At 46.1% G+C, this 19,375-nt stretch carries 22 protein-coding genes and 1 pseudogene; 1 reads left to right on the top strand and 22 read right to left on the bottom strand.

Annotated elements, in window-relative coordinates; translation table 11 throughout:
- Positions 1 to 17: 17 nt before the first annotated feature.
- The 20 genes and pseudogenes from eutM to RTR76_RS10190 form a co-directional block, all read right to left on the bottom strand.
- Positions 18 to 308: an ethanolamine utilization microcompartment protein EutM gene (gene eutM, locus RTR76_RS10285; RefSeq protein WP_312520178.1), complete on the bottom strand. Its 291-nt coding sequence runs from the start codon at positions 306 to 308 to the stop codon at positions 18 to 20.
- A 26-nt stretch (positions 309 to 334) separates the two neighbouring features.
- Positions 335 to 976 carry a phosphate propanoyltransferase gene (locus RTR76_RS10280; RefSeq protein WP_312520176.1) on the bottom strand — a complete coding sequence of 214 codons (642 nt, stop codon included), beginning with the start codon at positions 974 to 976 and terminating at the stop codon, positions 335 to 337.
- Positions 969 to 2,474 (bottom strand): acetaldehyde dehydrogenase (acetylating), encoded by a 1,506-nt coding sequence (locus RTR76_RS10275; protein WP_312520174.1) that lies wholly within the window; start codon positions 2,472 to 2,474, stop codon positions 969 to 971. The genes RTR76_RS10280 and RTR76_RS10275 overlap by 8 nt, the downstream gene beginning before the upstream one ends.
- A 423-nt stretch (positions 2,475 to 2,897) precedes the next feature.
- Positions 2,898 to 3,161: pseudogene (locus tag RTR76_RS20895) on the bottom strand (BMC domain-containing protein); the annotation flags it as partial.
- 11 nt (positions 3,162 to 3,172) lie between these two features.
- Positions 3,173 to 3,829 carry a cupin domain-containing protein gene (locus tag RTR76_RS10265; RefSeq protein WP_312520170.1) on the bottom strand — a complete coding sequence of 219 codons (657 nt, stop codon included), beginning with the start codon at positions 3,827 to 3,829 and terminating at the stop codon, positions 3,173 to 3,175.
- A gap of 37 nt (positions 3,830 to 3,866) precedes the next feature.
- A complete protein-coding gene (locus RTR76_RS10260) occupies positions 3,867 to 4,415 on the bottom strand; it encodes a BMC domain-containing protein (protein ID WP_312520167.1) in 549 nt (182 codons plus the stop codon).
- The gene (locus tag RTR76_RS10255; RefSeq protein ID WP_312520165.1) at positions 4,408 to 5,745 is read right to left on the bottom strand and encodes a 4Fe-4S dicluster domain-containing protein; all 1,338 of its coding nucleotides are present in this window, start codon (positions 5,743 to 5,745) and stop codon (positions 4,408 to 4,410) included. Before RTR76_RS10255 ends, RTR76_RS10260 begins: the two co-directional genes overlap by 8 nt.
- A 21-nt stretch (positions 5,746 to 5,766) precedes the next feature.
- Positions 5,767 to 6,027 carry a EutN/CcmL family microcompartment protein gene (locus tag RTR76_RS10250; RefSeq protein ID WP_312520162.1) on the bottom strand — a complete coding sequence of 87 codons (261 nt, stop codon included), beginning with the start codon at positions 6,025 to 6,027 and terminating at the stop codon, positions 5,767 to 5,769.
- On the bottom strand, positions 6,024 to 6,335 hold the full coding sequence (locus RTR76_RS10245; RefSeq protein ID WP_312520159.1) for a BMC domain-containing protein: 312 nt from the start codon (positions 6,333 to 6,335) through the stop codon (positions 6,024 to 6,026). Before RTR76_RS10245 ends, RTR76_RS10250 begins: the two co-directional genes overlap by 4 nt.
- Before the next feature lie 17 nt (positions 6,336 to 6,352).
- Positions 6,353 to 7,195, bottom strand: coding sequence for an ethanolamine utilization protein EutJ (eutJ, locus tag RTR76_RS10240; protein WP_312520157.1), 843 nt, complete (start codon positions 7,193 to 7,195; stop codon positions 6,353 to 6,355).
- Positions 7,183 to 7,821, bottom strand: coding sequence for a hypothetical protein (locus tag RTR76_RS10235; RefSeq protein ID WP_312520154.1), 639 nt, complete (start codon positions 7,819 to 7,821; stop codon positions 7,183 to 7,185). Before RTR76_RS10235 ends, eutJ begins: the two co-directional genes overlap by 13 nt.
- A gap of 87 nt (positions 7,822 to 7,908) precedes the next feature.
- On the bottom strand, positions 7,909 to 8,364 hold the full coding sequence (locus tag RTR76_RS10230) for a EutP/PduV family microcompartment system protein (RefSeq protein WP_312520151.1): 456 nt from the start codon (positions 8,362 to 8,364) through the stop codon (positions 7,909 to 7,911).
- Positions 8,361 to 8,714, bottom strand: a complete 354-nt coding sequence (locus tag RTR76_RS10225; RefSeq protein ID WP_312520149.1) for a BMC domain-containing protein — start codon at positions 8,712 to 8,714, stop codon at positions 8,361 to 8,363. The genes RTR76_RS10230 and RTR76_RS10225 overlap by 4 nt, the downstream gene beginning before the upstream one ends.
- 23 nt (positions 8,715 to 8,737) lie before the next feature.
- Positions 8,738 to 9,727 carry a choline TMA-lyase-activating enzyme gene (gene cutD, locus RTR76_RS10220; RefSeq protein ID WP_312520147.1) on the bottom strand — a complete coding sequence of 330 codons (990 nt, stop codon included), beginning with the start codon at positions 9,725 to 9,727 and terminating at the stop codon, positions 8,738 to 8,740.
- Between the two features lie 9 nt (positions 9,728 to 9,736).
- Entirely contained in the window at positions 9,737 to 10,051 is a 315-nt protein-coding gene (locus tag RTR76_RS10215; RefSeq protein WP_312520144.1) for a hypothetical protein, read from the bottom strand.
- Complete coding sequence (locus RTR76_RS10210) at positions 10,052 to 11,068, bottom strand: EamA family transporter (protein ID WP_312520141.1); 1,017 nt, start codon at positions 11,066 to 11,068, stop codon at positions 10,052 to 10,054.
- A gap of 69 nt (positions 11,069 to 11,137) precedes the next feature.
- A complete protein-coding gene (gene cutC, locus RTR76_RS10205; protein ID WP_312520138.1) occupies positions 11,138 to 13,681 on the bottom strand; it encodes a choline trimethylamine-lyase in 2,544 nt (847 codons plus the stop codon).
- A 68-nt stretch (positions 13,682 to 13,749) separates the two neighbouring features.
- Entirely contained in the window at positions 13,750 to 15,237 is a 1,488-nt protein-coding gene (locus tag RTR76_RS10200) for an acetaldehyde dehydrogenase (acetylating) (RefSeq protein ID WP_312520135.1), read from the bottom strand.
- 47 nt (positions 15,238 to 15,284) lie between these two features.
- Positions 15,285 to 15,575: a BMC domain-containing protein gene (locus RTR76_RS10195; protein ID WP_312520132.1), complete on the bottom strand. Its 291-nt coding sequence runs from the start codon at positions 15,573 to 15,575 to the stop codon at positions 15,285 to 15,287.
- Positions 15,576 to 15,604: 29 nt separating this feature from the next.
- Positions 15,605 to 15,904 carry a BMC domain-containing protein gene (locus RTR76_RS10190; RefSeq protein ID WP_312520130.1) on the bottom strand — a complete coding sequence of 100 codons (300 nt, stop codon included), beginning with the start codon at positions 15,902 to 15,904 and terminating at the stop codon, positions 15,605 to 15,607.
- Between the two features lie 420 nt (positions 15,905 to 16,324).
- On the opposite strand from RTR76_RS10190, the gene RTR76_RS10185 reads away from it, so the two are divergent.
- Positions 16,325 to 17,242 carry a phosphotransferase gene (locus tag RTR76_RS10185; protein WP_312520127.1) on the top strand — a complete coding sequence of 306 codons (918 nt, stop codon included), beginning with the start codon at positions 16,325 to 16,327 and terminating at the stop codon, positions 17,240 to 17,242.
- Between the two features lie 54 nt (positions 17,243 to 17,296).
- Here the strand turns inward: RTR76_RS10185 and RTR76_RS10180 are convergent, their stop codons facing one another.
- Together RTR76_RS10180 and RTR76_RS10175 are read right to left on the bottom strand one after the other, a co-directional pair.
- The gene (locus RTR76_RS10180; RefSeq protein WP_312520124.1) at positions 17,297 to 18,478 is read right to left on the bottom strand and encodes an aminotransferase class I/II-fold pyridoxal phosphate-dependent enzyme; all 1,182 of its coding nucleotides are present in this window, start codon (positions 18,476 to 18,478) and stop codon (positions 17,297 to 17,299) included.
- 144 nt (positions 18,479 to 18,622) lie between these two features.
- A complete protein-coding gene (locus RTR76_RS10175) occupies positions 18,623 to 19,348 on the bottom strand; it encodes a methyltransferase domain-containing protein (RefSeq protein ID WP_312520121.1) in 726 nt (241 codons plus the stop codon).
- Positions 19,349 to 19,375 lie beyond the last annotated feature (27 nt).

Genomic DNA, 19,375 nt, shown 5'->3' with positions numbered 1-19,375 from the left:
GTCTGTCTGATTTATGCTTATGCCTGTTTGTTAGCAGAGGGAAGGATCATTTCTACATCACCATGAGGCCGAGGAATAACATGTACGGAAATTAGCTCACCCACTCGCTGAGCAGCAGCAGCACCGGCATCAGTTGCCGCTTTTATTGCACCAACATCACCTCGTACCATAACGGTTACCAAGCCACCGCCGACGAATTCGCGGCCGATAAGATACACATTGGCCGCTTTGACCATAGCGTCTGCTGCTTCAATTGCCCCTACCAGACCTTTTGTTTCGATTAATCCTAAAGCTTCTGTTTTACTCATTGTTATTGCCTCCCAAAATTTTTATTTTATTTTACTATTGTTATTGTCGAAGTGGCTGTAAGATTCATTGCATTCGCTTCTTCCGTGTCCAGGTGACACTCAAGAGCCGATGTGCTGTTAGCCCTAACGGCAACATTCGTATAAGTCCCGCCGCGATGGCCACTGACTTGAATTGCTATCTGGTCTCCATCAGCGACACCAAGGCAAGCGGCATCTTCCGTAGTCATATGGATATGCCGCTGAGCAATGATAACTCCTTGCATTAGCAAGATACTGCCCTGGGGCCCAATAAGCGTAATTCCCGGAGTTCCCCGCAAATCTCCTGACATTTTTACTGGAGCAGCTATACCGAGCTTGAAACAATCAGCCTGGAGTATTTCCACCTGTGTTTCTCGCCTTACCGGACCGAGAATACGAACTTTTTCAATGGCGCCCTTAGGACCGCATATAGTCAACGTTTCTTTGCAGGCATATTGCAACGGTTGGGACAAATCCTTCATTTTTGTCAATTGATAGCCCCTGCCAAAGAGAGTGTCCAAATCAGGCTGAGAAATATGAACATGACGGTTGGATATGCCTACCGGTATGGAGTTGGCATCCCGCTTTACATCCCTCCCTTCTTTGATTGCTGCCACCAGCAGCTCTACTAAAGCATCATATTTACCCATGCTGGTAATCACCTTTTTTTCTCAATAGCGAAATGACTTCATTTACAACCGTCATAATCTGATCGTCACTGATGTCGCCCGGATTGCTGCGCTGCACTGAGCAGGCTAAAGGAACGGTATTTGTGCTTGCAGTAAAATCTTTAATTCCATAAGCAATGCGTTTAATGTTGATTAAGTGCAGGGGCGTTACATTATCAGAGGTAGCACTTCCGCCCCAGGTCCCGCAGCCAAGTGTAAAGGCTGGGGAAAGTCCGGTGCTTGCACCGACGCCCCCCTGACTGGATGCGGTATTAACCAGTATTCTGAATACAGGCTTCTCAGCAAATTTGATTGCCATTTCAGGATTTTCGGTATGAATCGAAAGACTGTGCCCCACACCACCGTTATTTAATAAAGCAATACACAAATCGCATGCTTGATGCCAGTCCTGCACGGTATAGAAGGCCAATACGGTCGTCAGCTTTTCATAAGACAAGGGATAGCCTTCCCCTACGCCGTTTTGCTCACCTAACAAAACTTTTGTGCCCGCAGGAATAGCAACACCTGCACTGCTTGCAATGACCTCGGCAGATCTGCCAACCATTTTTGCATTCATAGCAGACCCACGAACAAACAATTTCTTAGCAACCTGTTCCGTTTCGGCAGGAGTCATAAAATAACCGCCCTGGCGTCTGAACTCTTCTATCACTTGCTCACGAATGCATTCTTCAACAATAACCGATTGCTCAGATGCACATATAGTGCCATTATCAAAGGTTTTGCTAGCCATAATATTTTTAACTGCCTTCGCTATGTTAGCGCTTTTTTCGATATAGGCCGGAACATTGCCTGGGCCTACTCCCAGCGCCGGTTTCCCTGCGCTATACGCAGCTTTGACCATGGCGGAACCGCCTGTTGCAATGATCAGGGCAATTTCATTGCATTTCATCAGTTCATTAGTCGCTTCCATCGAAGGCTTCGAAATGCAGCCAATAATATTGGGCGGCGCACCGGCAGCTACTGCTGCATCATTCATGAGTCTGGCAGCCTGCAAAGTACATTTTACTGCAGAAGGATGAGGTGAGAAGACAATACCATTGCGTGATTTAATCGCAATAATTGCTTTATAGATAGCCGTTGATGTGGGATTTGTTGAGGGAACAATCCCCATCAGCAATCCTACCGGTTCGGCTATTTCCATCGTTTTCTTAACCTTGTCGTCTGTAATGACGCCAATAGTCTGCATAGGCTTGATAAACTCGTAAAGTTCAGTAGAAGCAAAGCGGTTTTTAAAAATCTTATCTTCTACTTTACCGAAGCCGGTTTCTTCGACAGCCATTTTCGCTAGCAGAACAGCGTTTTCTTCTGCCACTTTCACCATATTCCGGATAATTTTATCAATCTGCTCACAATTGAATTTTGCAAGCTCAGCTTGTGCCTGTTTGCCCTGCCGTGCTAAATTTCTAGTTTCCTGCACGGACTGTAAATCATAATCATAGTTTTCCAAATTTGTAGTCACCCTCCATCTCCCATACCGGTTACACCGGTATAGCAGCTACATATTCATGATATTGCACACAAATTACCGTTCACTCCTCCTCTCGTAATATTCCTTCAACTGCTCAAGAAGCAAGTCTTTATTGGCTTTGGATATAGCCCTGCCCGCTATCCCTAGTTCTCTATATTCTCTTGCCAGGTTACGAAGTTTGACCACAGATAGCAGGTGCAGTGCATCCATTAGTTCGTTGAGCCCAAACTTCCGGTTAAGATCATCCGCTTCTGCTTTGCAAAAATTCTGCAACGCATCCTTTGGAACAGGCTCGCTCTCCTGACTAGTCTCGCTATCTACCAGCCTATCACCACTGCCTATTGCATCATCGACCGGAGCCCATACTATTTCCTCCACCAAAGCTGCCTCCCTTGGTGCAATGCCTGGCCTTACGAGTATGCTTTCAAGCTCCTGATGAGGTCTGGGAATGACATGATGAGATACCAGCAACAAGGGCTCCCTCTTTACAACCGCAGCTACTGCCGCCTCTACGGCAGCTTTAACGGCACCTACGTCACCGGTTACGGTAATCGTTACAAGACCGCCGCCCGTTAAGGTTCTTCCTATGAGCTCCACTTGTGCCGCCTTAAGCATAACATCAGCCGCCTCAATCGCAGGCACGAGTCCTCTGGTTTCAAGTAAGCCAAGCGCCAGCATATCTTACCCTCCTATTGGCCGAGCATAAGCTCTGCCCAGTTTGCCGGATAGGTTACGTAGAACAGCTTGACATATCCCGAGGAGCTCCAGGTAACAGTAGACCCTTTGGGAACGAAAAGGACATCGCCCTGCGTAGCATGATGCGTTTCGCCATTAATGGTGACAGACAAGCTTCCTTCGAGAACAATATCAATTTCTTCATAGCTCAGCTCCCAGTCAAAACTGGATTGCTCAATAGTCAGAAAGCCTGCGCTCATTTGAGAGTCGGTTTTACTGATTACTTCACGATACGCTACGTTAGTACCGGGCTTACCTGTATCAAAGTTCTCAAATTGCACCGTTCTGCCTCGAACCACTTTCAAGCCGCTTTGGGGCTCAGTTTCCACAAGAAAAGGCGGAGGACAAACTGGACCTCCAGTCAGTAATTGGCTGGCCAACACCGCTTTTACAACCTGATAGATTACCGCTTTATCAAGCTCCTGCTCCTGTCTTTTATCCTGCTGAGGAACAGATTCTTTGCTTGCCGGAGCCGTTGTAAACGCCACGCCCCGTTCCCGAGCCGTATCCTTAGCGGCCGGTGTAATAATTGTATTGCAGTCTATGCAGAATGTTTTTTGCCCCTTTTCTGCCGCTGCTTCCACCTCACTTGCACAAACAAGTTTCTTCATGTTAGCACCTCCTTGTACCGGATTTGTATTTGTAATATTAGAATAGCGCTGTCCATAATTTTTCGGCCGGCGCGGGAATTACCTCAATATCGACCAATAGCCCTTTTTCAAGAACAGTGGCTTTTCCGGCCTCAATCCCTGCATGAACGGCAGCAACATCCCCGGTAAAAGTAAAGTATGCCTTTCCTCCCAGGCCGCTGCCCAACCTAAGTTCCAGCGCCTGTACATCAGCCGCTTTAAGAGTCGCATCAGCCGCAATAATCATGGATGCCAGAGAAAATGCTTCCATAATACCCAATGCTCCCATTCCGTCAGGCATAGTGGTAGCTGTAATAGCCGGAAAAACAGCCGGATGAACATTGGGCAGAATAAAGCTGTCTACCAGATATTCAGCTGCCGTTTCCACGCCAACAGCAACTGAGCTTTCAACGGCGGCAACATCGCCCCGGATAATCGCAATATACTTTCCCGGACATACAGGCGTCGCACTAACTACTTCCACATAAGCTGTTTTGATCATCAGGTCTGTTGCATATATTCCTCTGGCAATACTCGTAAGCTCAATCATGCCTATTGCGTTATACATAGGAACCCACCTTTATCACAATAGAGTTGCCTGACTGCTCAACAACAGTTCCATCGAAACTGGAGTGAACTGCCGCACCGAGGCTGCCGTCGGGGATTTTCCCGATCACCTGTCCGGCTTTTACCTGCTCACCGACGGTGACCACAGCTATAGCCGGTGCTCCGATATGCTGGCTGAGAGCAATGCGGACCTGGGGAGGCTGAAACACAATCTGCGTCAGCGGAGCAGGTCTATCGAAAGCAGTCAACCCGATTTTAGCAATCAGCCGCTTGCTGGGAATAAGGCGGTATTCTCTAGCCGACCGCGTTACCGGTTCCAGTTGGGATGGCTGATATTTTAACCCTTTTTCAGCCAGCTTTTTCTTGTATAGGATATTGACCGATTTCGGATGAAGATTGGCCGGACAGGAGAACAGCTCGCACGCATTGCATTCACAACAAAGCTGAGCAATTTGCTGCTCTTTTAGGTCTTCCAGGTTGTAGCTCAGGGCCCGCATCACTTTATGAGGCTGAATATTATGTCCCAGTAGATAACGAGGGCATAAGTCCGTGCACATGCGGCATTGTTCACAGGCCGTCCTGCCGATTACTCTTGCCTGCTCCACACCTACTGACTTTTTCCGAATAAGAAAATGCTCTTTCTTGAGCAAAATGTAGCCTTTGCTTTTTTTAGTGACATATCCGTCTATGTCTTTCATAACCGGCCCCATCATCGGTCCCCCGTCAATTACGGCATAGTCCTCGATATTTGTCACACCACATTGCCTGATTACCTCCCTGATTGCGGTACCTACCGGCACTTTGACTGTTACCGGACAGGGTATATCACCGGCAATCGTGAGATACGTTTCTGTTACAGGACTGCCTTCCATAGCACAGGATATATTCAGTGCCGTCTCCGCGTTGATAACCACACAGCCCACCTTAAGTGGAATCGCCGCTTCGGGTACGATTCTTTGTGTCAGTTCATGAACGAGAACCTGCTCGTCACCGGCAGGATAAAAATCTCTTAGCTCCATAATCTCCACATAACCGGAAAGTCCCAGTGCGGCAATTCTTTGCCGGAGGACAGCTATTGCCGCCTTATGCTTACCCTTAATTCCAATTACGGCTTTGCGGGCTTCAATCGTTTTTCCCGCCGCTTCCAGGCCTTTGATAATTCGATCGGGGAATTGTTCAAGCAGCTGCTGGTCTACACGTAAGAGCGGCTCACATTCCGCCCCATTCAGCAATATATACTCCGCTTTGGAAGTCAGTTTAGCATGAGTAGGAAATCCGGCCCCTCCCGCTCCAATAATTCCGGCAGCTTTGATTACGTTCAGCAGATCCAAATTTCTCCACCTCCCTGTTGTTTAAAACACACAGTCCTCATCGATGATGCCGACGATAACTGCATCAACCGGTATATTGTCTCTGTCCAGCATTTTACGGGCCGAGCTGCCTGTACAGACAAGTACCCGCTCACCAATACCGGCCCCAATCGTATCGGCAGCAATCATGAGTCGACCGGCATCAAGTCCGCCAAGGACTTCCACCAGCATAAATTTTAGCCCAACAAGGGAATCCGCTTTTCTTGTTGCCCAAATATTATCAATGATCTTGGCAGCTATCATAATTTTTCACCCGCTTTGGGTTGTTTCAATTTATCTTGAATATCCTGCATGGCTGCTTCGACTGAGGCCGTATCACCAAAGATGGCGAGCATAATCATGTTTTGCGGGCAATGGCCTTTAATATCTTCTACTATTACTCCGGCTGCCTTTTCGGCAATATCAGCAGCAAAAACCATATCAATCAATCTACCCTGGATCAAGCCTACCGCATCATAACGTTGAATCGTAGTGGCTGAGGGAGAGCTTTTTCGCCGCATCAGTATCTCCATAGCGCCTTGAGAAGGGGATTTAATCATCCGGTATTCCATGTCAAAGGCACTCCCTTCTACAGAATTTCCCGGGTACAATTAAGTGCAATACCCAGAGGTGTTACAAACATAGGGTTTAGCGGCTTATACGTAGGCACACCCGTTTGCTTGGCAATAATCTCTTCGATTCCACTCATGCAGCAGGTACCGCCAACAAGATAAAGCTCTTTTACCTCATATTGGCTAATGTGGCGGCTGATGATGGATGAAACCTTTTCAATAACAGGCCGCAGGACAGGCAGCAATTCCTTGTGGTTTTTGAAATCCCGTTTATATTCATCGGCTGCATCAAAGCTAAGCTTATAGGCTCCCGCGATGACCAGAGAAAAGTGGGTTCCACCTGTTGCTTCATCAGCTACATATATGACTTCACCATCTTTTACAACAGCAATGCCTGTGGTTCCGCCGCCGATATCAACTATGGCTCCATCGCGCATTTTCAATACGGCATTAGCAGCCGTCGGTTCATCAAGCAGAGCCGTTATTTCAAAACCAGCTCCCTGTACCACATGCTTAATCGCACCTGAATCAAGCGTGAAAGTACCAGGCGGCAGTGCTGCGGCTGCGTAAATCAGTTCAGCGCCAAGCTTTTGTTCAAGCTCATCCTTTAACTCTCTGACGATGCGAATTGCGCCAATATAATCGACTACCATGCCGTCTTTTACAACATTGGCAAACCGATAAGCCCCGGCAACAGGCTGATAGTGCTCATCAAGTACGGCCAGTACAATATACGCGGTTCCCAGATCTACTCCGGTGTAGTAAACAGAGGATTTCTTCACTTTCGGGTACGAAATGGCTTGCTCAAAATCATGAACAAATTGATCGCAATATTGAAAAGCTGAATTTACGGATTCCATTGCTGTCCTCCCAGGCACTTTTTCATCATTGTGCAGAGTATTGTACTAATCTGTTTGAGCCCATCCACAAGCTCTTGCCGTATACAGCTTTGCTGATCTTCACTCCAGTAACACTCTTGTAGTACCGGTTCAAGTTCATGGAGGGAAGCTCGCAGATGATGTAAGAGGAGTATTACTTTGCCATTTTTCAGCCCAACATGAAAATCGCAAATATCGAGACGGCTTTCAGAATGATTGAGAACCTGTTGACTAATTTCTGGAGATAGCTGATCCAGTTCAGCCTGTTGGACATTGCGAAACCCTCTGGCAGCAGCCAGGACTTCTTCTGATAAAGCAATATCACCGGCATGCAGCACTTCAGCAGCCGTGAGTAGAAACAAAGAATGGATTCCTTCCATCCTGCTGCGAAGTTTCAGTATAGACCAGTTCTCCTGCGCCACCAGTGGTTTGGTTTGGCAGCTAACTGCCTGACTGCCGGTATCTTCTGCCTGCTCAAGTACGATCCGCCGGTCGGTAAGAAACTGACGTGCTCCCGGTGTCAGCTTACTAGCAGGTTCCATTACATACTCAGCAAAGGGGGCAGTCTTGTATAAACTGCGCAATTCCATTTCTGTAACAAATTTCACCGCACATCCTCCTCTCCTAAAAATTCCTTCCCGTATATTTCCCGGTAATATCAAGGAAGCAAACGTCCTGATATATAATGAAGAAACTCAGTCTTCTTCAGAGCTTTCTTTTTTTCCAAATAAGTAGTCCTTCAACTCTTTTACGCCTGTATTATCTAGTAAAGAGATCAGGAAGTATGGTTCATAAACGCCGATTTTTTGGAGCTGCCGGCGGCTCCAGTCCTCATTACCGGGAACCAGATCCATCTTAGTAATCACGCCAAGGACGGGACAGGTAAAGGTTTTGGCAAACCTGGGCGGATATACTTCAACCGGCCTGGATTGATCCACAAGAATAAGTACACAAGAAGCGGTTTGCGCTGTCGCTATGAGATACTTGTACATGGAAGCATTCTCAATATACGCTCCCGGTGTATCAATGGTATTTTTTCCATATATGACATCCTGCGTTTTTTTCAGCGGCCTGTCAGATTCGTTTAACACATTGCTTATACTGGATTTTCCGGATTGACCGGGGCCAATAATCATAATCCGCTTTTTCATGTCCTGGTTATCCTGGCGGGAGTAAAGCCGAGCATCTTCTCCAGCGTATCGTTAATAGCAATCATCGCGGCTTCAACACTTGCCACATCACCGGCGATGACCAGCGAGCCTGTAAAACGGTCCAGAAAACCGATTTCCACATTAGATGTCTTTGTCGCAATATCTGCAGCAATAATTGCCGTCTCGCAGGGAGTAAGCGTTGAAATTCCAATCGCTCCTTTTCCCTCTATTCCCAGACGCTCATAGATGTCTTGTACAGGCGAGGCAATGATATGAGCCAGTGTAACCTGCTTGCCAGGCACATACTCCTGGATAATTCGTTTCTTCTCACCTTCATCGGCTCGATTCATAGTACCCCTCCGTCCGGTGACGATTAATGCCTGATCACTTTGACCTGCAAATCATAATTCTGGATCAGTTTTTCAATTGCTTCTAATTGGGAATCTGTAAAGCTGACATCTTCTGTGATAGCATATTGCATATCCAGCTGTCTGTATTTGTTAATTCCCAGTTTGTGATAGGGCAGTAAATCAATGCCCTGAAAGTTCTTATATTCCTTAAAGGCTTCTAGAAACTCCAATGTGCGGACAATGGTGGCGGCACTGTCATTTAGGCCTCTAATGAGCGGCATGCGCACCTTTACAGTAAACTTACGGCGAATAATCTCGCTTAAGTTATCCAGTATGCTCTCATTGCGCACTCCCGTCAGTTCAAAGTGCCGCTCCGGGTCAATATGCTTTACATCATAAAGAAACAAATCGGTAAACGGTGCTACCATGAGCAGAGCGTCCAATTTCGCATAGCCGCAGGTCTCAATCGCTGTATGAATTCCCATTCGCTTGCATTCCATCAGCAAGTTTGCAGCAAATTCGGGCTGTCCGGTGACCTCTCCACCGCCAAGAGTGACTCCTCCACCTGAACTAAGGTAGAAGAGCGCATCCTGTTCAATGATATCCAATACATCAGAAATGGTTTTGTCAGCACCGGCAATTGATAATGCCCGCTTGGGACAAATCGTTTCGCATTTGCGGCAACCTACACAGTCAATGCTTCTATCAATGTGGTGTACGCCTGCCTGGTGGTCAGTCAGTTGTTTCCCATCCAGTTCCCCCGTGCGAAAACGGTGAATCTTAACCGGACAAACCGAGTTGCAGCAGCCACAGTTAATACACAAATCTGCACTGAACATAACCTGATATTTTCGTTCCAGTCCCTCAGGATTTGAACACCATTTGCATCTTAGCGGACACCCTTTAAAGAACAGCAGCGTTCTTATGCCCGGTCCATCATAGATGGAGTATTTCTGGACATTAAAGATGCGAGCTTTCCTTTCCAAAATGCTGCCGGTTTCCCTGTTCATCATGTACCATCCTTAGCAGCCTGCAGAAATCGTATTTGACCGGTGCCAGCTTTGGGGAAGATATTTTGCAAGAAGCCTTTTCCCTTCTTCATTGATGGAATAATAAATGATCAATTCCCCCTTGCTATTGAGCATCACGTCATGATCATCAATAACAAAGTTAGCTTTCATATCTAAGAGATGCTCGATAAAGACATTTTTCGTAAACTGTTTTTCCGTGCCATATTCCGGTTTTAGCGCCGCCATAATGTCATCGGCGCAAGTTTTGTCAACGGTAGAAATATAATGGAGCATTCGAAAACGCAATGGTAATACTGGAGCCATCATTTATTCCACCCCACCCTTACTAAAGAATTCTTTTGGATTAATCGCCACAAGCGTCGCACCAATTAGTACCAGGAGACTGCCGATGGCTAAATTCTGGGTAAGCGGCTGGCTCAAAAATATGACTGACAGAATAACGCCCCACATAACGTAGGTTCCATTAAGCGCCATTCCTTTGGCTACACCGCATTTACTGTTTGCCGTATACCAGGCAAGGTAGGATACGCCTGCAGCCAGTCCGGCAAGAGCAAAAGTACCAATTGTTTCCGGCAGGAGAATAACTTCGGAAATAACCGCCCAGCCACCGACAAGAGGAAGTATAAAAATGGCAATACACAAACCGGATGTTAGCTCACGAATATTAATAGCGACTTTAGGATCAATCATAGACATGCCGAATACGGCCAGAACAGCTTCGGCCCCCCAGCCGAAAGCAGCTAATGCGGCAAACATAAGACCGAGATAAAAATGTTCACTGTTTCCCCCTTCAGGCGGGACATAGGAAATAACAATAGCTCCAACAACGGAGAGCAGCATTCCGGACCAAACACGGGGCAAAATATGTTGCTTGAGAAAAACACGGGAAAGAATAGCTCCGACGATGGGGTATAACGCGGTGATTGTCAGTGCATAAGCAGGACCTGCCATTGAAATTCCCAGAAGATAGCCGCTATTGGCCACCGGGCCTCCCAGCAATGCCGCCAGGCAAACCATAAGACCCGGTACTGTTTTAAGACTGCGGATGATTTCCTGCAGCCGCCCGGCCCAGCCGTTATAGAGTAGCAGCCAGAGACCGGCAAGCGTGTCATTCAGACAGGCTGCGGCCAATGGTATCGCATACAGGGCAGCATTATCCCCCAGGGCAGGCACGAGAGTCAAAGCCAAACCCAGAACAACATTGTTAATGCCCCAGGTACCTCCGCTGAATAGGCCGATTAATACTCCCTTCCGGTCGAACTGAGCATCCAGCTTCCGTTTCATCACAAGGGCCGTCTGATTTACCGGTATGTTTATATTCATGTGCTCCCTCCATATTTACGGAATACCTGAAGAGCATCGTCTCCAAATATTCCGTACATGCAAGTCTATTTAAAAATGTTCCAGCATTGTTCTGCTAATGATTTCATCCTGCACTTCCTTGCACAGCTCAACAAAGTAAGCACTGTAACCGGCTACGCGAATAATCAAATCCCGGTATTTTTCAGGTTCAGTTTGCGCCTTCTTCAGAACTTCATTGTCAACATAGCTAAACTGCATTTGACCGTTGCCCAGAATGGATGCTGTTCTAAGCAAGGTAATGAGCCCATTCTCACCTTCCGGTGTTTCCAGAATGCCACGCAGCAATTTAAAATTGTGTACCATTCCGATACTCATAGACTCGTTGCTTAATTTGCTTACCGACTTAATGATGGCTGTAGGCCCCAGCTTATCGGCCCCCTGTGTGGGGCTGATGCCGTCTGAGAGAGGCGTCCAGGCAAAACGGCCATTTGCTGTAGCACCGGTAATCTCTCCAATAGGCGTATTATTGGAAATAGAAAGAGTACCATGGCTGAAGTGGGAAAACAGCATGTTAAACGTATTGTGTACCCGCTCTGTCCAGATGACAATGTCTGAGGCAATACCGTCAACATAGTCGTCATCATTACCATACTTAGGAGCATTCAGGCAATCGGTCCGCAACGTTTCATAGCCGGCAAAATTGGCATCCAATGCATCCCTGATTTGTTTCAACGTATATTTTTTGTCATCGAAAACCAGCTTTTTAATAGCCGCCATAGAGTCTGCATAGGTTCCCAGACCAGAGAAGATCAAACCGGGTCCGCAATTGACAAGCGCTCCGCCATTTGTTACATCAGTGCCTTTTTCCATGCAGCCTTCAACTAGCAGTGACATGAGCGGCTTCGGAACGAGATCACGGTGTACCCGCTGACTGACGATCGTTCCCACAGCAGATAAGCGAATAATATGCTCTATTTGTTTTTTGCAAGCTTCATCAAATTCAGCGTAAGTCTTGATCGTATCCAGATCGCCGGTATCAAGTCCTTCCGTAGTCCCGTGCCACTTCATCCTGCCTCGGTTTAAAACAAATTCAATGGCAATAGGCCACTGGGTATAGCCGGTGGAGGTCCACTGGTAAATCCTCCCGGACTTTTGCGGTTCAACGCAGCCCATCAAGCAGTAATCCCGCGCATCTTCAATGGAGAAGCCTTTGGACAGCATCATTTTGATGTGCGTATCATCAAAATGGCAGGCAGGGAATCCCAGTCCCGCTTTCACTACATCAACAATCTTCTTTAAGTACTGCTGCGGAGATTGATTGTGGATGCGGCACGCAAGCGACGGCTGGTACATCTTAGTAAAACGGACGGCATCCATAATCAAATAAGTCAGATCATTGGTTGCATCGCCGCCAGTTCGCTTCTGCCCGCCTATCGTGCAGTTGATAAACGGCTGATAACCGGCGAAATATTTGGCACCCAGTTCACTGGACAGCCACATTACTTCTGAACATTTAATAATAAAGCAGCTTAAAAGCTCGAAGGCTTCCAGCTTATTGATACGCCCCGCCTCCAGGTCGGCCTGGAACATGGGATACATGTATTGATCAAGACGGCCTACGGAGATACCTGTCTGGTTTTCTTCCACCACGAACAAGGACTCGAGCGTCCAGACGGACTGAAGGGCCTCGTGAAAAGTGCGGGGAGGGTTAGCCGGAATATAAGTCAGCATTTCAGCAATCTTATAAAGCTCATGTTGCCGGGTTATGTCTCTCTCTTGGTCAGCCAATTCTTTCGCATAGCCAGAGAGCCGTTTAGCATAAGCTAAAATACCGTCGCAAGTTTCAATCTCCGCTTTATAAAAGTAGATCTTATCAATATCGTTTGGATTTTCCATGGATAGCTTGCTTAGTCTGTCTACAGCTTCCTGGCGGACACCTGCAATACCCTTTTTAATTAAAATAACATCAAAGCCAGGGCAAGTATCACCGCCGCCATTGATTTGATGATAGGAAAGATCACTGACAAAGGCTTCCCCGGAAAATGACCATACACCCGCTTCTTCATATTGGGTCTGGCAAATTTCATCCAAACTTCGACCTTCCCAATAAGGAAAAATCTCTTCCCGCAAAATCCGCTTATCTTCTTCGCTGATTTCAAAAGGGTCCTGCGGCCTTGTTGCCATTGTATCCAGTTCATCCCTGATCCACCGCCAGGCAATATCGGGCGACACGGCACCAGCTCTGGGCTTACCGCAGGGATGTCCGACGATCAGTTCGTCTTTTTGTATCAGCAGCGGTGCAGTCTCACAGGCCTTTTTGAAGCATTTTGCTCTGAGTAGAATCTTAGGCAGTCCCGCATTTTCTTTAGTCACCTGGGTAAAGGCTCTTGCCCGGTATGTACTGACACTGGGCCTAACCTTTAAATAGGCCTCCTTCAGCCGTTCCAATCGCGGTGTCAGACCAGTAATTTCTCCTTCATATACGGGCGACTTAGCCGTGCTGGCTGCTTTCGAGCTATTTGCAGACAGTTCCCGGGAAATGCCCTGGAACAGTTTCATAATGACAGCCGTTTCTTCCTGGGACAAATTTTTTGTTGCATCCGCAAATTTATGAGAAAACTCTTGAATATTCAACTTTTTGCCCATCCTTTCCCTATCAACAGAACATTCTCTGCTAGGTCTTCCCTTCTTGATCCAGAGTACTAGGTTAGCTGCTCAAGTAATTGTTTCAGCAGCTCCCGTAAATCCTGCGTTTCAACCGACTGTTGGCTCAAGCCGGCAGTCCTATTTGCAGCAGTTGCTTCTTTCGCAATAACGCCTGAAGATATCTCTTCTATTTGCCGCACACCATAGCCGACTTTGCGGATATTGATTAAGTTCATAGGCGTAACATTGTCTGATGTAGTACTGCCGCCCGCTGCACCGCACCCTAAGGTAAGCGCCGGAAAGAGATTGGTAGTAGCCCCTATTCCCCCTAAGGTGGCAGGAGTATTAACAAGCACTCTGGATACCGGTTTCTTTAAAGCAAACTCCCGAATTACACTTTCGTTATTCGAATGAATCACCAGTGTATGGCCCCGCCCTTCATTCACCAATAGCTCTATACATTTTTCACAGGCATCCATCCAGTCCTTCTCTACATAGAAGGCCAGAACGGGGCATAACTTTTCCCGTGAATACGGATTGGCAGCTGATACATATTTTTGTTCAGATAGTAATACTTTCGTACCTTGAGGAATGGACAAACCGCTGCATTGAGCCAGTACTTCCGCTGACCTGCCGACGAACTCCGGATTCAGCCTGCCATCAGGCAAGAAAAATAATTTGCCGAGTTGTTCTGATTCCTCAGGCGACATAAAATAACCACCATTTCGCCTGAGCTCCTGCCGCACTTCTTCAGCAATGCAGTCCTCGGCAACAATAGACTGTTCCGATGCTGAGACAATTCCATAATCAAAAGTCCTGCTGGCGATAATGTCGGTTACCGCCTTTTTTAGATCTGCAGAGCGCTCAATAAAAGCCGGTCCATTACCAGGACCGCCATAGATAGTCGGTTTTCCCGATGCATATGCTGCCCTGACCAGCTTGGGAACACCTGTAAGCAAAATCAGCGCAGTATCCTTATGATTCATCAATTCAGCCGTACCGTCCGCAGCCAGCGTCCGCAGATAACCGATAGCACCGGGGGGCAGCCCGCACCCCTCAGCCGTACGTATTAAAATATCAAGCACTTTCCCAATTGTTTTCCGGGCTTTCGGATGGGGCGAGAAAACAATGGCATTACCTGATTTTATGGCAATCAGCGTTTTATATATCGTGGTAGAAACAGGATTAGTTGCAGGAGGCAATGCAGCGATAACACCGACCGGTACGCCGATATCCATCGTTTTATTTTCTTTATCTTCCCTAATAATACCGACAACTTTCATATCCCGGATCTTTTTATACAGAAACTCACTTGCAAAAACATTTTTAACAAGCTTATCCTGCCATTTACCAAAGCCTGTTTCTTCCTGAGACATAACGGCCAGTTCCCGTGCATATTGATTCACTTCCTCAGCCATGCGTCCCACAATTTTGTCCAGCTTTGCCTGTGGATAAGCAGCCAGTAGCTTTTGCGCCTCCCGGGCATTTTCCACAAGAATGCGAGCTTCCTGGATGGAGAGCAAATCATGGTCGATTCTGTTCATTTCCCATCACCTCCGTGCCCAACATAGCTGAAATGATGTGGGAATGCTCACCAGTCAAGAACATATCTGGCAATAATTTTTTGTATGTCGGCATGGGGCCGGGCAATAACATTAGAGCTATAGATTGGCCCCACCTTTGTGGCTTCTTTAACACCGGCAGCGACAGCTGCTTTTACTGCACCCACATCCCCGCGAACTACAACCGAAATCAGCCCTGATGCCACATTTTCATAGCCAATTAATTCTACATCCGCAGCTTTGCACATCGCATCTGCAGCTTCCAGAACGGAAACCAGGCCGTAGGTTTCGATGAATCCCAACGCATCATTTCTCTCCACACAGATTCCCCTTTCTAACTACCTAACGCTTAGACACTGTCAATATCATGCTGCGAGACTATTTTCCCTACCCTGCTGATAGGACGAGGCATAACATGAGCAGCTGTCATTTGTCCGATTGCAGCAGCGGCTGCTGCTCCCTGCTCTACGGCTGACCGCACAGCGGCAACATCCCCTTTTACCATAACTGTTACGAGTCCGGAGCCTACATTCTCATACGAAACAAGCACAACATCCGCTGCTTTACACATCACATCGGCTGCCTGAATTGCCGGTACCATTCCTCTTGTTTCAACAAGCCCTAAAGCCTCTTCTCCAAAGTATTCCATTCGTGCACCTCCCTTTTTATGTAAGCTTTCTATTTCTTAGTTAGCGTCAACGCATCATTCAATACCTATAAGCTTTTCTGTTTCGTCTAATTGATTGATAATTTCGTTTTTTATAATATCACATACATAATTTTATTTTTTGAAAAATCAATATATAATGCTAGCATTATTGTTCTTACTAGGAACAACCAATTGCAATTTAATGACTTATTTTAAAAATATTGTCCTCTGTTGCTCTCGTTTGTGCATTCTTTCTCCGAATGCAAGATTATTGCAGTTTCTCGTTCTTACCAATGCCTTAAGCAATTGGTAACTTAGCTGCACCAGGCTTTGTGCATTGATTTTGTTATTTTTTTTTGCTATAGTAAATTATCAAAAATCCTAAAATCCAAGTTTTTAATTGCTTGGTGGAGCTTATATATGAGAATAGAAACAGTAGTACAGGAAAAGCTGCGCACCGTGTTTAAAGACGAAAGTATTGTATTTGATAAATCTCGTTTTGCCGGCGGGCTTACCAACTACAACTATATAATGGACATTGCAGGTATCGAATACGTTATTCGCCAGCCCGGTGGCATGACGGAACAAATCATTGACCGGAAACAAGAAAAGGTCAATAATAACATTGCCTCCGCATGCGGAGTAAATTCAAATTGCATTTACTTTGATGAAGACAGCGGCATCAAAATCAGTACCTACATAACCAACAGCCAAAATATGGCTGCTGCTGATCCAGGATCACCAAAAAACCTGGAAGCGGTCTCGCTGGTAATGAAAAAAATTCATTCAATCCCAACTCCTTTTGCCAATCATTTTGATTGGCAAAAAGAGCTGTCCAAATATGAAATGCTTATTGGGCAGCTGCACGGCGATCTATTCTTTGATTATCAACCCTTAAAAAATCAATTGGTCAATTTTGTACAAGAAAATGTTAAAAGTACAATTTTAGTCCCCTGTCACAATGACACCGTGCCGGAAAACTTTATGATTGATCATGCGGACAAAACCTACCTGATTGACTGGGAGTATTCCGGAATGAACGACCCCTGCTGGGATGTGGCGGCCTACATACTGGAATCTAAACTATCCGATGATGCTATTCAATTTTTAATCCAGGCCTACTTTGGCCATCCACTGACCCCCGTTGAAGAGTTAAAACTCAAAAGCTTCATGATGGCTCAGGATTTACTTTGGACTGCCTGGGCCTTAATCCGGCATTATAATGGTGATGATTTTCTGGAATACTGCTGTCTCCGTTATGAACGCTTCCGCAAAAACAGTAAACTTACAAGTCAATCATCGCAATGTTCTCTTGCTGATATGGTTACAAACGGTTAAATGAAAAAGATCCCCCAATTCGCGATTATTGCGAATTGGGGGATCTTTTTACTATCAATATAAACCACAAATTTTAAAAGCCTGTTTGAGATCAGCAATGATATCGTCTGCATCTTCCAGGCCTACACTAAACCGAAGGTGACCATTTTGAAACTCGGCCGGGTAAAAGTGATTTCTCTCATCGGTTGGTCCTGTATAGACCATTAAACTCTCATCATGTCCGATCGAAACAGCAGGTACAATTAATGCAAGAGCGTTAACAAATTGATTATGAGTTGCTACATCAGCTTTCAGGCCAAAAGCAATGACTCCGGAAAACATGGACATTTGCTTTTTGGCAATTTCATGCTGCGGGTGGCTGGCAAGACCGGGATATGCAATAAAGGAAACTGCTGGAGAATTCTCCAGGAATTGAGCAATCTTGAGCGCACTTTCACTATGCTGCCGCATACGCAGCGGCAAGGTCACCACACCGCGCATAATCATCCAGGCATTAAAGGGGCTAATCGCACCTCCCAGATTGACCATTGCCTGGCGCTTGATTTTATCAACCAGTTCTTTCCGTCCAATAACCGCACCACCCATTGCATCGCCATGACCATTAATATATTTGGTTAGACTATGAATAACCAAATCGGCACCAAGAGTAAGGGGCTGCTGCAAATACGGTGACGCAAACGTACTATCAACAGTAAGCAAAGCACCTGCTTCTTTAGCGATCCGGGAAATGGCAGCAATATCGGTTACCCGGGTTGTTGGATTTCCCGGAGTTTCAATATGTATAAGTCTGGTATTAGGACGAATCGCATCCTTAACCTGCTCAGGATCAGCCGTATCAACTAATGTAGTTTCTATATCATATTTATCAGGAAAATACTCTTGCAGCAACCGGTAAACGGCGATGTAAGAAACATTACTGCATACAACATGAGCAGACTTATCCAGAAAAGTAAAAAATACACCAGCAAGAGCAGCTACGCCAGTGGCAAGCACTACGCAATCTTCGCCGCCCTCAAGAGCCGCCAGCTTCTCCTGCAGGTAGCGCTGATTAGCCGAAGTATTTCTCGTGTACAAAAGCTGATCGGCATCGCTCCAGTTAAGAGTAGACGCATCTTCAGGCAAGCGGTAACTGTTAGCCATAATCAGCGGCCGTCTAATGGCTCCCGTTTCTTTATCAATTCCATTACCTGCATGCACACACTTTGTCTGGAAAGCGATTGACGTTTTTTCACTCATTTTCATCCCAGCTTTACTGTTTGATTTACAATGAATATATAACGCCTGCTGCTCATTGTCAATTATTGTAACATCTGGTAAACATCGCTATCTAGATTTTATACATAATTAAAGTTAAGAAATACTGCACAATTACAATTCTATTTAACTTTTTCTCGCTCGAATCATAAGAAAATGTGGTTTTGTCGTCAATTGTTTATATTCTGCAGGATGTAATTCAGCAAACTGTCTGGTTGGAGTTGGTTCAAGGAGCTTTTCAATCATCAGCCCGGCATCCAGTAAGGCAGTAATAATAGTGGATAGTGACCTGCGATAGAATCGGACTTTTACGGTTTCCCCGTTCGTCTCCCATTCCTCTTCCACTATTTCCGTTCTAAAATAATTGCCAGCTGGAAAAGCTTCCATATCCCTCACTGGATGATGCACAGAAAAAATCAGCTGTCCCTGCGGTTTTAAAATCCGCTTACATTCCGTAAGCACAACCTCCCAGGTCTTCAAATAGTGCAATGCTAAAGATGAAAGAACCAGATCCATTGAATTATCAGCTAAAAATGACAACGGTTCATGTAAATCAGCTTGCCGCACAACAGCTTTATTACCCACTCTTTTCCTGGTCATGGCAATCATGCTAGGGCTAAAATCTACGGCAGTAACATTGGCACCATGCTCTAACAACCACTTACTATACCATCCTGCGGCACAGCCGGCATCGAGAACGGATTTCCCTTGTACGTCCGGCAGCAATGATAACGTAGCTGGTCTTTCAAAGTAAGCATTAAAAGGCTTTGTATCAACAGACTCAAAGTAGTAGGGAGCCATTTTTTCATAGGCATCAAAAGAAACTGAGCTTTTATGGATATTTATTGTCATTGCTTGCTATCCCCCTTCCACTAGCTA

This window comes from Anaerospora sp. (genome assembly GCF_032013335.1).
Lineage (GTDB): Bacteria > Bacillota > Negativicutes > Sporomusales > DSM-15969 > Anaerospora.
Note: the sequence above shows the minus strand (reverse complement) of the source record. Positions and strands in the feature narration are given on the sequence as shown.